At 36.9% G+C, this 15,440-nt stretch carries 11 protein-coding genes; 8 read left to right on the forward strand and 3 right to left on the reverse strand.

The window, feature by feature from the left end; genetic code table 11:
- Positions 1–25: 25 nt before the first annotated feature.
- Complete coding sequence (locus AA0X71_RS07220; protein ID WP_413360824.1) at positions 26–4,162, forward strand: VWA domain-containing protein; 4,137 nt, start codon at positions 26–28, stop codon at positions 4,160–4,162.
- A gap of 45 nt (positions 4,163–4,207) precedes the next feature.
- Here AA0X71_RS07220 and AA0X71_RS07225 read toward each other — a convergent pair whose 3' ends face one another.
- Genes AA0X71_RS07225 through AA0X71_RS07235 form a run of 3 tightly spaced genes read right to left on the reverse strand, consistent with a single transcriptional unit; the run spans position 4,208 to position 6,892 of the window.
- Positions 4,208–5,767, reverse strand: a complete 1,560-nt coding sequence (locus AA0X71_RS07225; RefSeq protein ID WP_413360827.1) for a hypothetical protein — start codon at positions 5,765–5,767, stop codon at positions 4,208–4,210.
- A gap of 13 nt (positions 5,768–5,780) precedes the next feature.
- Positions 5,781–6,404, reverse strand: coding sequence for a PilW family protein (locus tag AA0X71_RS07230; RefSeq protein WP_413360830.1), 624 nt, complete (start codon positions 6,402–6,404; stop codon positions 5,781–5,783).
- Positions 6,401–6,892 (reverse strand): type IV pilus modification PilV family protein, encoded by a 492-nt coding sequence (locus AA0X71_RS07235; RefSeq protein WP_413362517.1) that lies wholly within the window; start codon positions 6,890–6,892, stop codon positions 6,401–6,403. Before AA0X71_RS07235 ends, AA0X71_RS07230 begins: the two co-directional genes overlap by 4 nt.
- Before the next feature lie 288 nt (positions 6,893–7,180).
- Between AA0X71_RS07235 and AA0X71_RS07240 the strand changes: the two genes are divergently transcribed.
- The 7 genes from AA0X71_RS07240 (at position 7,181) to AA0X71_RS07270 (ending at position 15,436) form a co-directional block, all read left to right on the forward strand.
- On the forward strand, positions 7,181–8,689 hold the full coding sequence (locus tag AA0X71_RS07240; protein ID WP_413360832.1) for a hypothetical protein: 1,509 nt from the start codon (positions 7,181–7,183) through the stop codon (positions 8,687–8,689).
- A gap of 133 nt (positions 8,690–8,822) precedes the next feature.
- Positions 8,823–9,581, forward strand: coding sequence for a PRC-barrel domain-containing protein (locus AA0X71_RS07245; RefSeq protein ID WP_413360835.1), 759 nt, complete (start codon positions 8,823–8,825; stop codon positions 9,579–9,581).
- Positions 9,582–9,599: 18 nt separating this feature from the next.
- Complete coding sequence (locus AA0X71_RS07250) at positions 9,600–10,922, forward strand: VanW family protein (RefSeq protein WP_413360838.1); 1,323 nt, start codon at positions 9,600–9,602, stop codon at positions 10,920–10,922.
- A 24-nt stretch (positions 10,923–10,946) separates the two neighbouring features.
- The gene (locus AA0X71_RS07255) at positions 10,947–12,611 is read left to right on the forward strand and encodes a GspE/PulE family protein (RefSeq protein ID WP_413360840.1); all 1,665 of its coding nucleotides are present in this window, start codon (positions 10,947–10,949) and stop codon (positions 12,609–12,611) included.
- An 11-nt stretch (positions 12,612–12,622) separates the two neighbouring features.
- Positions 12,623–13,663 (forward strand): type IV pilus twitching motility protein PilT, encoded by a 1,041-nt coding sequence (locus AA0X71_RS07260; RefSeq protein ID WP_413360842.1) that lies wholly within the window; start codon positions 12,623–12,625, stop codon positions 13,661–13,663.
- Between the two features lies 1 nt (position 13,664).
- On the forward strand, positions 13,665–14,870 hold the full coding sequence (locus AA0X71_RS07265) for a type II secretion system F family protein (RefSeq protein ID WP_413360844.1): 1,206 nt from the start codon (positions 13,665–13,667) through the stop codon (positions 14,868–14,870).
- A gap of 116 nt (positions 14,871–14,986) precedes the next feature.
- The gene (locus AA0X71_RS07270; RefSeq protein ID WP_413360846.1) at positions 14,987–15,436 is read left to right on the forward strand and encodes a prepilin-type N-terminal cleavage/methylation domain-containing protein; all 450 of its coding nucleotides are present in this window, start codon (positions 14,987–14,989) and stop codon (positions 15,434–15,436) included.
- Positions 15,437–15,440: the final 4 nt, after the last annotated feature.

A 15,440-nucleotide genomic window follows, 5' to 3' on the forward strand; every position in this document is an offset into this window, starting at 1 on the left:
ATTATCATTAAAGGGAGGGGAAAAAATGAGGAAAAGGTTTCGAAAGTATTCAATTGGACTTATTATCATATTTTTACTTACACCTATGCTTAAACCACCTCTACCCGTACAAGCAGCAAATGATCCAAGTTTGAACTTTTCAGTTATACCATCCTCTTCAGAGTTAACATTAAATGCAGATAGTTTAGCAGAAGGTAGTCTTAATATAAATGTTACTCCTGAAGGTACAGTTGGCCAAAAACAAAGGGAGCCGATTGACTTAGCTTTTGTTTATGATACGTCAGGATCGATGGATGATTTCTTCGGGGGTAAGAAGAAATCAAAGAGTGCAAAAGAGGCCCTTGAAAGTGCTTTAAATTATTTTGGGCAGTCTGATAATCAAGTATCAGGTGATAACTTTTATTTTATTCCATTTAATGATGACGTTCGTACTAGTGGACAAGTTAAAGTGGTAGATGGGATAAATAATATTAGAAATCAGCTTAATCAATTAGAAAGAAATAGCATAGGTGGGACGAATTACACTCAAACTTTGGAATATACACAAAATAAGTTAAACCAAAGTAATAATAAGAATAAATATATTATCTTTCTCACAGATGGTGAACCTACCGTATTAAACTATCGAAATAATAAATATATACTTTACACAAATGGGACCGCTTTATACAATGGTTGGACCTCAAAAAGTAATTATGGAAAAACGAGAGATTTGATCCATCGTGTTGCTGAAGAGACTAGTAGAGAGTTAGCAGCAAGTAATATGACAATGTACAGTATTGGGTTTGCGCAAGAAGATGAAATAGATTTTCAACTGTTAGAGAGTATGTCAGCAGTAACAGGTGGTTCAGCTGTTCGTGCGACGACTAGTAATTTGACAAATATTTTTCAAGAAATTTCAAAGAAAATCGATAGCTATACAATCAGTGGGGAAGTAACGGTAGATTTACAGAAATTTAGTGGGAATGTTGTAGTAGATCCAAATACAACTGCAATCGTAGATGAAAATCAGGTCGCTCATTTTCCAATTAAATTTACATTTCCAGTTGGTATGGCACCAGATCCGAGTAGTATAGTAGTATCATTACCATTGTTATTTAAAAAAGAAGGGACATACTCTTTTGATAATATCAAATTAAACTATGATGGTCTTACTACTCCAAAAACTCATGCTCCAGTGACGATAAAAGTAAATAGAGATTTGAATTCAGTTCCAGGAGCGGTTTTTGAAGTAAAGCCATCTTCGGAAGAATTTATTAAACCACCTAATGATCATGCTAAAGGAAATATTGATATTACCATTACTTCAAAAGGCATGGCACCAAGGGATGAACGGTTACCAATCGATGTAGTGTTTGTTCATGATACCTCTGGCTCGATGGCAGATTCTTTTGGTGGTGCGAGACGAGACACAACTGCAAAAAACGCTTTGCAGTCTGCTATAAATTATTTTGAAGCTAACTCAAAGGAAGAAGATAAGTTCTACTTTGTTCCCTTTGACGGTGAAGTGAGTAATAAAACGCAGGTTACGAGCTGCAGACTCTTGATCTTTTGTGATACAAAGAAAATAAATATTCGTCCGCTTGAAGGCTTAAGTACCATTAAAAATGCTATAGGTGATTTAGATTTAAATGGTGTTTCTAACGGAGGTACTAATTATAACGCTGCATTGAATGAAGCAACGAATAAATTTGTACTAGGAAGCAACAGAAATAAATATATTATATTTTTAACAGATGGTGAGCCAACAACGCTCGTATACAATAATGATAAGTATGAAATATTTACGAATAATACAGCTAGAAAAAATGGGGTAAATATTCCGTTAGCAGATGCGAAGCGAATTATCCGTGAACAAGCGCTAAATATTTCAGATTCACTTGGAAGTAAGGGCATAACGATGTATAGTATCGGTTTTGCACAAGAGGGAGAAGTGGACTTTGAATTATTAAGGAATATGTCTGCTAAAACAGGTGGCTATGCAGTTCAAGGGAAAACTGATAATTTAACGACGATTTTTGATGACATGTCGAAGAAAGTGAATGCAACAAGTATTTCGGGTAATGTTTCTATTGATCTAAAAGAGTTTGAGGGAGATGTTATTGTTGATCCTAGCTCAAATTTCAAAGCTAACAGTCAGCAAGTAGTACAAATTCCTTTCAATATCACATTCCCTGCCGGGGAAGAACCAGATCCTAGAATCATCCAACAAACTTTGCCGTTGCAATTTAAAAAAGCAGGCACCTATGATTTTATAGATAATATCGTGATGAGCTATACCGACCATAATGGGGTTCAAAATACACTTAAACATGATCCGTTTACTGTTGTTGTCGGTGAGGAGACGGCACCATATTTCTTAAATGAAGTTGATATTTTAGGAAATCAATATTATTCACCGGACAGCTTAGTGAAATTAGGGAGTACGGATACAGAAAGAAATGAATTCTTTGTAGAGTACAAGCTTTGGCCAGAGACAGTATTCACCGAAATTACAAATGGGAATATTAGTAATTTAAAGATTACTCAACCATTATTTGATGGGATATCATTAGCAAATCATGACCAAATCACGTTATATAAAAATGGAGAACGTGCAGAGGGAATAACTGTTAAACAGATAAATAATGGTAAAGATATTGAAATTGAACTGAAAAATAATGAAATCACGTATACATCAGGCAATTTCTCTGTAGATGAATATGTCATTCAATTGAGATTAAAAGCCGATTGGGCGCTACCGTATAGGTTATTGCCACAGGCAAATCTTCATTTCTATGACTCTCGTTTCATGGATCAGAATCAATCTTTAAATATTGATGAACAGCACATTTCTATGAGAGTCCATCTAAAAGGGATGAATTATACCTATATTGGAAATCATCAAGGAATGATTGAGAAAGTTCATTCTCAGGATGGAACCGTTGTTGCTGAGACTCAGTTGTCCTTAGAGGATGATCTCATCGGAAAGCCAGTTAAAGAAATGAGATTAATCAATGAGGGTAAAGCGATTGAAGTAACATATTTTGATCAGACAAAAGCTGTTTTACATTTAAAAACAGACTATAAGTTGAAAAATCTGTCATTAAGTGAAGAACTTCAATCGGGAGAAACGACAAAAGGTAGAGTCGGATTTAAAATCACAGATCTCATAGCTGGAGAAAATGTGCTTTACGAGTACCAGCTTAAGGTGAATGGTTCTGAAACGGATTGGCAAGAGTTTGACCCAACGGCAACGATAGAATTGCCTAAGGAATTAGAAGGAAAAGTTGAAATTCGTGTTAGAACAAAAGGTGGATTTTCATTAAATGAGGAGCCGATTGTTAAGACACTAACGATTATTAAAGAATCTATTTCTGTTGAACCAAATCCAATCGAATTGAATGTGGGACAATCGATTCCAGTAGAGGTAAAAATAACGCCTGATGATGAAACCGAACGAGATTTTGTCATTTCAACATGGGACCCAGAGATTGCCGAGTACGAAGATGGTAAAGTAACCGGTGTACAAGCAGGTGAAACCGTACTTCAAGTTACGACTACGGATATTGCAGGAAATGAGATTATAGAGGAAATCACGATAAAGGTTAATCCAGTGCTAATTACGAGTATTACTGTTACACCAAATCCACTTAGTATTGGAAAGCTCCATGAATTTAAAGATTTCATCATTGATATTGAGCCTAAAAATGCCTCGAATCAAGAGTTGATTTGGGAATCTTTACACCCATACGTTGTCGGAATTGTACAGCCCGGTCGGATTTACGGGAAAACGACTGGTACTGCTGAAATCGAAATAAAAGCAAATGATGGTAGTGATGTGTCGGTTACGATTATCGTCAATGTTGGTTCTCCGTTAACGGGCCTAGAAGTGGATGATACGTTGGTGATCGAAAAAGGTGACACGGAGAAAAATATGAATGATTACTTCGATTATTTACCATCTGATGCGACCAATATAAAAGGAGATCCATCCTTTACTTCAAAAAATGAAGATATATTAGAGGTAGACCTGGATGGAGAGCTTATTCCGAAAAGACTTGGTGAAACAGAAGTTAAAATTAGTGTTCAAGATGAGGACGACAATACCTTTACCGCAGATCTAAAAGTGAAGGTAGTAGAAAAGGGCTCCACGGATAGTTACGATAAGGATAAATACTAGAATATAAGAAAAAACGCCGATAAGTACATGCTTATCGGCATTTTTCTATTCTTTTTTCATTAAATCCGTTACGACTTCTAATCGATCCATTTTCGGAAGTCCTTGCGCTTGATTCAAAAACAGCGTTTTATTGTTCTCAATAATAAGCCTAGATGCAGTAGGCTCACTTTCATTAGTAAACTTGATCACAGAATTTTCTTCATCTGCTTTCCCCCGATATGCATTAATTTCCAAATCGCCTTTGGCAAATATGCCACCTTCAATATGAAGAATGGAACCTACAGCATACACTTCTGCTTTTTCTGCTTCGTAATTTGTATAAAGATAGGCTTTAATGGAGCTTACCTCTTCTTTACCTAAGAATTTATTAACCCTGGCAATTTCCAAATGTCCTTCTGTCATTAATATTAGTTCCCCATCACCGTAGCCCGAAATATTGACATTGTTGATCATAGTATCGCCGAGGACATAAATAGTTGAGTCAAATGCGATATCGCCTCTAATGGTTAAATTTCCAGTTATGAGAATATTGGCCGAAACATTCATTAATTGTGTACCAGTATTTTCGATCACGACATTTCCATCAATAATGATCCATTGAGATTTTTCGTTAACAATTAAATCATTTGTATCAATATAGACATCTTGCTCCCCTTTACCAGGATGTAAGTACCCTTTTTTATTAGGATGAGAAAAATCTATATTGTTAAAAGAAGATATCAATTGTACATTGGGAGAGGTTAATCCATTTAAAATAATCTCGTCTATCCCCAAATCATACGGATCAACATGTTCACCAAGAAATCCGGCAGCTTTTAGTTTTTCTTTAAACGTTTTTTCAATATCAACATCAACATATTCATTTTCCTCTTTCATATAGGTTGGTGGAATAGGTTGAAAAGCTGATTCGAGTTCATTAATGGAGAGAGGAACAAAGTTGCCAATTTTTTCACCATTCTTATAGCAATTATTGCTACAATACTCGACCTCTTCGGTTTCTAAAAATAGTAGATTTTCAGTCTCACTGCGGACAGAAGGAAAAGAAGTATCTTCTTCTAACATTTCATCATGATAAATATATTTTGCCTGGTTGGTAAGGACAAGCTTATCATTGGCGTAAATGTTTCCCTTTTCAACATAGGTAGATCCATTTAGTGTTAGTGTTCCTCTAGAACCAACTGCATATTTCAGGAAGCTGGGAATTCCTGTAATATACACAATTTGCGAAAATGGTTCGTTTGAAACTCGAAAAATACGGGTGAAATCTTCAGCTTCTTTGATCGTCTCATTTTCGCTTGTGATGTTTTCGATTTGATAGCCATATTCATTATTTATAATCGAATCTTCGATCATTTCATTGTAGGCATTTGTAGACATATCGGGATTTTCTTGATTGTATTTTGAATCAATGACTTCTTTTATATAGGCAACTGCCTCAGTTAAAGCGCGAATTTTATCCAAATCGCCTGTAACCTGTTCTTCTCTAATTCCAGTTCTTTTTGCTCCTCCAATACTAGTAGAAAGGATCGATAGACCAAGGACTGTAAAAACTAATATCATGACCATAACGACTAATAATGTCGAGCCTCTTTCGTTTTTTAACATCTCATCACCATCCTTAAAATCCGAAGGAACTATTTAAAATAAGGGGCTCTGTTTTTAGAAAACTAGACCGCCTTTCATTTCCATCAGCGATAACAATTTTCAAAAAAATTCTCCCATTTTCGCATCCACCACCTATTCTCTCTTTCGTACAGGAATAAGAAATAGAAGAACTTTCTGGCTGACCATTGATTTCAACTGTTGTAAGTGAAGAACTATCAGAAGAGATTCGATTTTTCTCCAATGAAATTACGGTATCTTCTTCTCGTTTAATCTTTTCAATGTAAAAATGCCCGTCCTCGAAATAGATCAGTAAATCCTGTTCAATGTCTGTTGAATCTTCGACAAGATATCCGTCTACATTTTTCGGTCGAAATCTGACCATTTCAATTCCAGTTTCTTCAGTCGTTTCATAGCTGGCAATATAATTGGGAGGATTCTCATACATTTCATTTAGTATCATTGTTGCTACATAATCAGCGTCATCCCGCAACTGAGATTCAATGCCAATTTTCTGATACAATTTTAAACCGGTCGTAAACACACTATAAATGACTCCGGAAATAATAGACATAATCACCAAAGTGACTAATACTTCGACTAGAGTTAGTCCTTTTTCCGATTTTATTAGCTTCCTCATTTTTTTATCAAGCCCCTAACGTCGGCAGTATGATTACCCCACTGTACGGTAATTTCAACACCGATTAGCTGATCCTGTAAATTGGGTTTATCTCTATCTGGATTTTCAAAGTCTAGAATATTCTTCGTAAATCTCACTTTTGATTTATAATCGACCTCATTCACCTTTGTATCAAAAAAGCTCTCACAAACAGTTGGATCATCAAAAACCGTTTCGCCGTTTACAATATCACGGCAATTATCAGTACTAATTTCTTTCTCCATGATCGTTTCATGAGAAAAATAGTTCTCCTTAATTTTCTTAAAATCTTGTTGTTCAAAGTAATAGAGGACGTTACGTGCAACATTTATACCCACAGTTTTATCTTCATTTGTCTTTGTGTACGAATAGGCTTGATTAAAGAAGGATAAAAATGAAGTCATAATAATACCTAATATGGTGATCGAAATCAGGACCTCTATTAAAGTGAGTCCTTTTTCGCATCTCATGTCTCTCAATCATTTTCACCTTCACTTTCATATGTGATAAATATGGAATAGGATAAATGTAGTATATCGAATGGTGAATAGTAATTTTTGCATCATATTTACTACTTCTTTCAAAATAGCTAACTTTATTATACAATATTTAAGAGTCTATAAATGTAGAACTTGCACGAAATACGCGGTTGAATTTAGTCAATTTTTTACAATGCTAAAATATATGCATTTTTTTGATGTATTTTGGAATGGCACATGAATTGGAATTATAACTTTTATACTAGAAGGGGTGAACGAATGGGAGAGCTGGTGGTCTCTATCATATCCTTGATTATTCTAATCCCAATTATCTTTTTCCTTCCGCTAGGATTAACGAATAAGGGAAAAGGATTGCTCATCATCATTGCGTTTGTATTTGCAAATGTGGGAATTTTGGCCAAAAGTAATTTCCAGATATGGCAAACTGCACTTATCATCTTACTATTAACGGCTCTTACTGTTTACATTTTGGATAGGCGATTTCATAATCTGTTGTTTTCAAAGTCAGTTGATGAGAAACAAGCAGATCCCCTTTTACAAGAAGTGGATCTACCTCCTGACACTGAACAACCAAATGATGTTCAAATGGAACAAGAGAATAACATCTCTTTTATAAAAGACGATGCACTAGAAGTCAGGGAGATGTTGTTAGAAGTTAATCAGGAAGAAGAAATAAGGGAAAAGTCTGTTCTTGAACCAGAAGTACTACATGATGAAGATTTAGATGTGGAAACGTCTTTTCTTAATGAAAGAAACGAAACGATCGTTGAGGAAAACATCCCAGTCGAGGAATCCGAGGAAAAGGGGTATATGGCGGATATCGAATTGTTGCTTGAAAATGATGAGTTAGAAGAACCAGTAATGGAGCAAAATTCAAGTGAAATCGACGAACAAGAAGAGTCCCATTCATCTGTCGAACTTGAGGTATTGAATTTTGAAGATAACATGGAAGATTCAACTGTGGAAGAAGAAATTGGCTTCGATTCAGTAATAGAAGAGAGCGACACAAAGTCTGCTGAATTAGAAACATTAAGACCAGAAGACATACTGGAATCAGAACTTCTTGAAGATGGAGCTTTAAATGAATTGGAGTTAGCGCAAAGGGAAGTGGCAGCGTCGCTGATTGAGGAAGAAGATGACGCGCTTCTTGAAGATGAAGAAAATGAATTAGAAGAATTTCCTATCCTTGAAGAGGAAGATAGAGACGATGCTCTAATTGATATGAAAGAAGATGAGAGCGCTAAACCTCAAATTGAAGAAACCCTCATATCTGATGAGTTGGAATATTTATATGAAGAATCAGTGTTCGAAATAGTAGCTGAAGATACTACTATGGAGGAAATCGTAGTAACTGACGAATTTGACCCAGAGACAGAAGTAGGCGATCTAGTAGATGAATTAGATACTGACTTAATACCTGATATCCCTGATGAAGACGAGGTACCTTCTTCAACTGAGAAGGAAGAACAAACAATGATTCTTCAGCAGCAAATATTCCATACGATGGTGTCGCAAATCAATCTAGCTAAAAAGCAAATGTCGCCTCACAGTTATGAGCAATATGTTAAAGAATATTTACATCCAGAGATACCGATTCAGGAATATTATACTTTTGTTAGTTTGTTGATTGAACATTATATTAGGCAAAAAGAATCAGGAAAATTAGAGGATCTTTTAACCGATTTAAGCGGGAAATTCACAAATTATCCAGTTTTGGATATGGAAATTCAATATTTATTAAAACAATATTGCGAAAAAACACGATGATCTTCCTAATAACATGTTAAAATAGTGTATTATATGGATGAATTTTATCTATATATGTCGAACAGGCATATGTATAGAATTTATTCGCAATTATAGTTTCGTGAACTTATAGATTAGGTGTGGTGAAAATTTAATGAAAAAAAGTACTCAAATCAGCGGTTTACCAATTATTAGCATCCTAGATGGCAATCAAGTAGGAAAAGTAAAATCTTTAGTGATCAATCCAGACAAAGGTTCAGTCGATTTTTTAACAATCGAGCATGAGGATTTCCAAGTTAGTGTCAAAGCGATTCCCTTTAAAAAGGTAGTTGGGATAGGGGAATATGCTGTCACTGTTGGCAGTGAAAGTGCAGTCATTGATTTAAATGAAATTCCGATTGCCAATCAGCTTGTAAATAAGAAAATCAAAATCACTGGCACGAAGGTCATGACGAGAAAAGGTGAACTAATCGGAGAAGTTGTCGAATACTTTGTCGATCAGGAATCAGGGAATATTCTTGGCATGCAGCTAAAGCTTGCCGATAAAGAAGTGGCCCTTTCTTCAGAGTCTGTCGTCACTTTCGGTAAGGACATCATTATTGTGAAGGAAGACGCTACCTCTTACTTTCTCAATTCTGTAGAAGAATTAGAAGGAAAGACGGACTCATCTGAATTAGTCGAAGAGCTTGCTACAACGGAACCTACCACTTTAGTGGACGATGATGAAGTAAAATCTCTTAAAGAAAAGCAAATTGAACTTTTAGCTGGAAAAAAGCTAGCAAAAGATATTTATGATAAAGATGGGAATCTTCTCTTTAGCGAAGGGACCTATTTAACAGCAGAGCAAATTCAAAAGGCACAAGAAGAAGGACCAAGTATTGTTGTTGAGTTATCCATGAATGTGGAAGCTTAATGGGGGAGGCCGATTCATGTGAGGAACCAGCATGGGTTAAAGCTGTTTCTAGTAATAATGATCTCTACTGCCTATATTTTTAGTTTCTCACATTTCGGTACATTAGCGTACGGGGCCATTATCAAAAACCCTAACCTTTTTGCGGAAGGGACGAAGATAGGCTCCCTATCTGTAGCTGGGAAAACAGCAAATGAGGCATTACAACTAACAGATGAACAGTTAACGAATTGGCTGAATGAATCAACGATCACCTTAAAGTTTAAGGAAAAAAGCGAACTGCTGGATCTAAGCTATTTGACCTTTGACCTAGAAGGGACGATTCAGCAAGCGAAACAGGGGCAAAGTAATCCTGTCTCTGTCAGGCTTAGCTCGTTAAGCGATGTTCTATTAACTTTATCTTCATCTTTAAGTGTTGATACCCTTTTTCTTGCAGAGCTAGAAGAGAGCATTCTTCAAGGAGCAATGATGCTGGAATCAGGACATTATCAAATCCGGATCGAAGATTACTTATTAGATAGAGATAGTGAAGAACTACAGGTGATTTCTGAGTTTCAACTTGATTCCTCATTTGTAGAAGATGAACTCGATGTATTTGTAGGTAAGACGATTGAAATAGAGGCAACATCGCAGTTTTCGTTGCTTGACTATATGGAAGAAGAAATGGGCCATGTGTCCGTTTCAACGTTAAGTAAACTAGCAACGAGCATTTACGAAGTGATTCTACCAACCAATTTATCTATCATAGAAAGACATATTAGTGCGGAACTTCCTGAATATGCGACTCTTGGATTTGAAGCAAAGGTTGATCCAGAGCTAAACTATGATCTTGTTTTCTCGAATTCTAATGATTGGAATTATTTTATAGAGTTTGAAAAGGTAAATGATCACCTTATAACTTATTTAAAAGGTCCTGCTCTTCTAAATCGATATATGATTTTACAAGAGGGGAAGGAAAGCTTTAAGTATAAAACCATTCTTCAGTTTGGCCTTGAATCGAAAGTGAAGGTTGAAGGAAAAGATGGACAATTAATCAAAATCTATCGGGAGCATCGTGATGAAAAAGGGGCAATTCTCAAAAAGGAATTGATTTCAGAAGATTTCTATCCTCCTATCCATCAAATAAAGGTAACAGAATATATTGAATCTACCGGAGATGCAACCGTAATAACTCCAGGAACGGAAACAGAAGATGTAGAAGTAGACGAAAATCGTGAATCAGTAAATACTGATTCGTCCGATGACATGGATGATGACCCGAATTCTGAGGAAACGGATGAATTGATAACAGATTCCATTGAAGAGGACTCCCTTTGGGGAAAAGAAAATGAAATACCAAAATAATCACCAAAAAGCGGGGAAAAGAAGATGAAACAGCAAACCCGAAAACGACTTGGAGATTTACTTGTTGAAGCTGGTCTTATTTCTGAGGATCAGCTTCAATCTACATTAAAGGAAAAAAGTCCTGGTCAAAAGCTTGGAGACGCTCTTCTCCAAAGAGGTTATATTACGGAACAGCAACTGATAGAAGTGTTAGAGTTTCAGCTTGGTATTCCGCATATTAGCTTATATCGTTATCCCTTTGATACAAAGCTTTTTAGTTTGATCTCAAAAGAAACAGCGAAAAGAAACCGTCTCATTCCTTTGAAGAAAGATGGAGATAAGCTTTTTGTTGCGATGGCTGATCCGATGGATTATTTCGCTATCGACGATTTGCGTCTCTCAACAGGTTTTCAAATTGAAACAGCGATTGCCACGAAGGATGACATTTTACGAGCGATCAATAAATACTATGACATTGATGATGGCTTTGAAGAATTAATTGGTGACCTACCTAGTAATGAAGCTGCTCAAGAGGAGAAGATAAATGCTGAAGATTCTCCTGTCGTTCGACTCGTCAATCAGCTCCTCTCCAATGCTGTTGCCATGAAGGCAAGTGATATCCATATTGATCCACAAGAGACAAAGGTGGTCATACGATATCGAATTGATGGCATTTTAAGAACGGAAAGAGTATTACCGAAGCATATGCAAAGCTTGCTAACAGCACGAATCAAGATTATGGCCAATTTGGACATTACTGAACATCGTGTGCCACAAGACGGAAGAATTAAAGTTAATTTAGATTTTCATCCGATCGACTTGCGTGTGTCAACACTCCCAACTGTCTATGGCGAAAAGATTGTACTAAGGATACTAGACTTAGGCAGCTCTTTAAATGACGTCAATAAATTAGGCTTTAATAAGCTTAATTTAAAACGTTTTACAAATATGATTGAGAAACCGACAGGAATTGTACTAATTACAGGACCAACTGGTTCAGGGAAATCTTCCACTTTATATGCGGCATTAAATCAGCTCAATAGTGAAGAAGTGAATATCATTACGGTCGAGGATCCAGTCGAATATCAGTTAGAAGGGGTTAACCAGATCCAAGTCAATACGAATGTAGGGATGACTTTTGCAAAAGGGCTTCGCTCCATTCTCCGTCAGGATCCGAATATTATCATGGTTGGAGAAATTCGTGATAAAGAAACGGTCGAGGTAGCAATTCGGGCATCGTTAACCGGGCACTTAGTATTGAGTACGATTCATACAAATGACTCACTTGGTACAGTCACACGTCTTCTTGATATGGGGGTTGAACCGTTTTTAGTCGCTTCTTCCTTAAGTGGAATTGTTGCGCAGCGTTTAGTTCGAAAGGTATGTCGTGATTGTGCCGAAGAACAAGCACCTTCAAAAAGAGAGATTGAGATTTTTGCCAAACGGGGGATGAAAATTGATCGGATTATCCGTGGTAGAGGCTGTTCATCTTGCAATATGACTGGTTATAAGGGACGTTTAGCGATTCATGAAGTACTTGTTATGAATGACGATATGCGAAGAGTCATTATGAACGGAGAATCTTTTACAAGATTAAGAGAATTGGCGATTAAAAGTAAGACGATTTTTCTTATTGATGATGGTTTACTGAAGGTGAAGCAAGGCTTTACAACGACGGAAGAAATTTTAAGAGTAGCCATTCCTGAATAGGGGGACAGAATGTGAAAGAGATGATTGAGCATATTTTGCGTGCTGGATTTGAATTAAAAGCATCAGATATTCATTTAACGGTCGGTGTCCCCCCGATTATGAGGCTCAATGGGGAATTAAAACGATACGGAAAAGACGCGCTTAAACCGATCGATACAGAAGGGATGGCAAAGGCGATTATTCCTGATCACATGTGGGAGCAGTTTAAGGAAAAGGGTGAACTTGACTTTTCCTACGGAATTCCAGGTGTATCCCGCTTTCGTGTTAATACGTATTTCCAACGCTCTTGTGTGGCAATGGCCATTCGAATCGTTCCGACGAAGATTCCGACGATTGAAGAACTGGAATTACCTCCTGTATTGAAGAAAATTGCCGATAAACCACAAGGATTGGTTCTTGTCACCGGTCCTACTGGAAGTGGGAAATCAACGACATTAGCTGCGATTATTCAATACATGAATCAGCATATGCGCAAGCACATCATTACATTAGAAGATCCGATTGAGTATTTGCATAAGCATGGTAATTCGATCATTGATCAACGTGAGGTTGGCTTTGATACGAATAATTTTGCCAATGGTTTACGCGCAGCTTTGAGACAGGATCCAGATGTCATCCTCGTTGGGGAAATGCGTGACTTAGAAACGATTCAAACAGCGATTACGGCTGCAGAGACCGGGCATCTTGTACTAGGTACGCTCCATACGTCCAGTGCACCTGCGACGATTAACCGAATTATTGATGTGTTTCCTCCATCACAGCAACCACAGGTGAAAATTCAGTTAGCATCTGTTCTCGTATCTGTTATTTCGCAGCGTCTTTTTAAAACAGCGGATCAGAAAAGAAGAGTAGCAGCAACGGAAATATTGATTAATAATGCTGCTGTCGCGAACCTGATTCGCAATGAGAAGATTCATCAAATCGTCAATGTGATGCAAACTTCTCGCGCATACGGGATGAATACGTTAGAAGCAAGCATTAAAGAGCTTGTACATTCAGGAATTGTCACAAAAGATGTTGCTGAACCATTTTTACAGGAGAAACTAAACTAAAATGGCTAGATTTAAGTATACTGGTAGAGATCGTAAAGGGAAAAAGCAAGGGGTCATCAATGCAGCTTCGAGACGAGAAGCGATGCAGAAGCTTAAATTAGATGGGATAAGAGTGTTAGAAATGACGGAAGTAGCTGAGTCGTTTATGACGAAGGATATCTCCATTGGTTCACCTGTTAAGCTCGAGCATTTGGTCATATATTTACGCCAGTTTTCAACTCTCTTAAAAGCGGGGGTATCAGTCGTCGATTCCACAAATATATTGGCTGAGCAAACAGAAAGTAAGGCATTAAAAAAAGCGTTAACCGATATTGAACAGGAGCTACGAGAAGGAAAGCCGCTTTCAGAAGCTGCGGCCAAGCATAAGAAAATTTTCACACCGATGTTCATTAATATGATTCATGCCGGTGAAGCAAGTGGGAATATGGATGAAACATTAGAGCGGCTAGCTGTCCATTTTGAAAAACAGCATAATACGAGAGCGAAGATTAAATCAGCCCTTGCCTATCCGATTGTCGTCGGAGTTCTAGCAATTGCCGTTGTCATTTTCCTCCTCGTTTCCGTTGTTCCAACCTTTGTCGATATGTTTGCGGACTTTGGTGGAGAGCTACCAGCCATTACTCAATTTGTCTTGAATGCTAGTGACTTTATGCAGAAGTTTTGGTGGTTGATCGTTTTATTCATCTTCTTATTTATCGGATTCATTGTATTCATGAGACAGAATAAGAATACGAAATATTATCTCGATTACTTTATTTTAAGAGTGCCGATTTTTGGAAAAATGTTGCAAAAGGCTGTATTAGCGAGAATGACGCGAACTTTAAGCTCGCTATTTACAAGTTCTGTGCCGATTTTACAAGCGATGTCGATTGTGGAAAATGTCGTCGAAAATGAAGTGATTGCGAAGGTCATTCGACAATCTCGGGATTCCCTTGAGAGAGGACAATCGATTACTGTACCAATGAAAAAGCATTGGGCCTTTCCACCTCTCATTACGCAAATGATTGCAATCGGCGAAGAGACGGGTTCATTGGATGCTATGCTAGGAAAAGTAGCCGATTTCTATGAAAAGGAAGTAGAAAACAGTACGGATCGAATCAAGTCGTTAATAGAGCCGATTATGATCGTTGTTTTGGCAGGGCTAGTAGGAACGATCGTCACTTCGATCATGGTTCCGATGTTTGAAATTTTCAACCAAGTGGGCTAGTAGAAATTGTTAATAATATTTGTAAAATAATTACTCAAATAGCGTTTACAAGATTACTAGATTAAAATTATAATAAGAATTAGTACTTATATACTAGAAAAAAGGGAGAGATTTACATGATGAAAAATGTAAAAAAACGTCTGAAAAACGAGCGCGGTTTGACATTGATCGAGTTATTAGCAGTAGTTGTTATTTTGGGGATTATCGCAGCGATTGCGATACCTAGTATTGGTGGTTTAATTAACAACTCAAAACTAGATGCACACATTGCAAATGCTCAACAAATGGTTAATGCGGCTAGAGTTGCAGCAACATCTAATGAATTAGAATTCAATACCTCTAACCAAGCTACAGTTACATTAGAAACATTAATAAGTGATGGTTATATTGAACAAATTGAAGACCCTACTGGAAATGGTAACTATAACCAAACTAATAGTTTAGTTAGAATTACCAGAGGAGATAATGGTACCTACACATACGAAGTTACTTTAGCACCAACTACTGGCACTGCTTATATTACAAATGCTGATGTTAGTGACTTGACAAGAGATGATTTTAGATAATAAG

Source organism: Robertmurraya phoenicis, from assembly GCF_047302285.1.
Taxonomy (GTDB): Bacteria; Bacillota; Bacilli; order Bacillales; family Cytobacillaceae; genus Robertmurraya.

Coding starts and splice junctions, on each gene's coding strand:
- AA0X71_RS07220 (WP_413360824.1), top strand. CDS start 26: ATGAGGAAAAGGTTTCGAAAGTATTCAATTGGACTTATTATCATATTT.
- AA0X71_RS07225 (WP_413360827.1), bottom strand. CDS start 5,767: ATGTTAAAAAACGAAAGAGGCTCGACATTATTAGTCGTTATGGTCATG.
- AA0X71_RS07230 (WP_413360830.1), bottom strand. CDS start 6,404: ATGAGGAAGCTAATAAAATCGGAAAAAGGACTAACTCTAGTCGAAGTA.
- AA0X71_RS07235 (WP_413362517.1), bottom strand. CDS start 6,892: ATGAGATGCGAAAAAGGACTCACTTTAATAGAGGTCCTGATTTCGATC.
- AA0X71_RS07240 (WP_413360832.1), top strand. CDS start 7,181: ATGGGAGAGCTGGTGGTCTCTATCATATCCTTGATTATTCTAATCCCA.
- AA0X71_RS07245 (WP_413360835.1), top strand. CDS start 8,823: ATGAAAAAAAGTACTCAAATCAGCGGTTTACCAATTATTAGCATCCTA.
- AA0X71_RS07255 (WP_413360840.1), top strand. CDS start 10,947: ATGAAACAGCAAACCCGAAAACGACTTGGAGATTTACTTGTTGAAGCT.
- AA0X71_RS07265 (WP_413360844.1), top strand. CDS start 13,665: ATGGCTAGATTTAAGTATACTGGTAGAGATCGTAAAGGGAAAAAGCAA.
- AA0X71_RS07270 (WP_413360846.1), top strand. CDS start 14,987: ATGATGAAAAATGTAAAAAAACGTCTGAAAAACGAGCGCGGTTTGACA.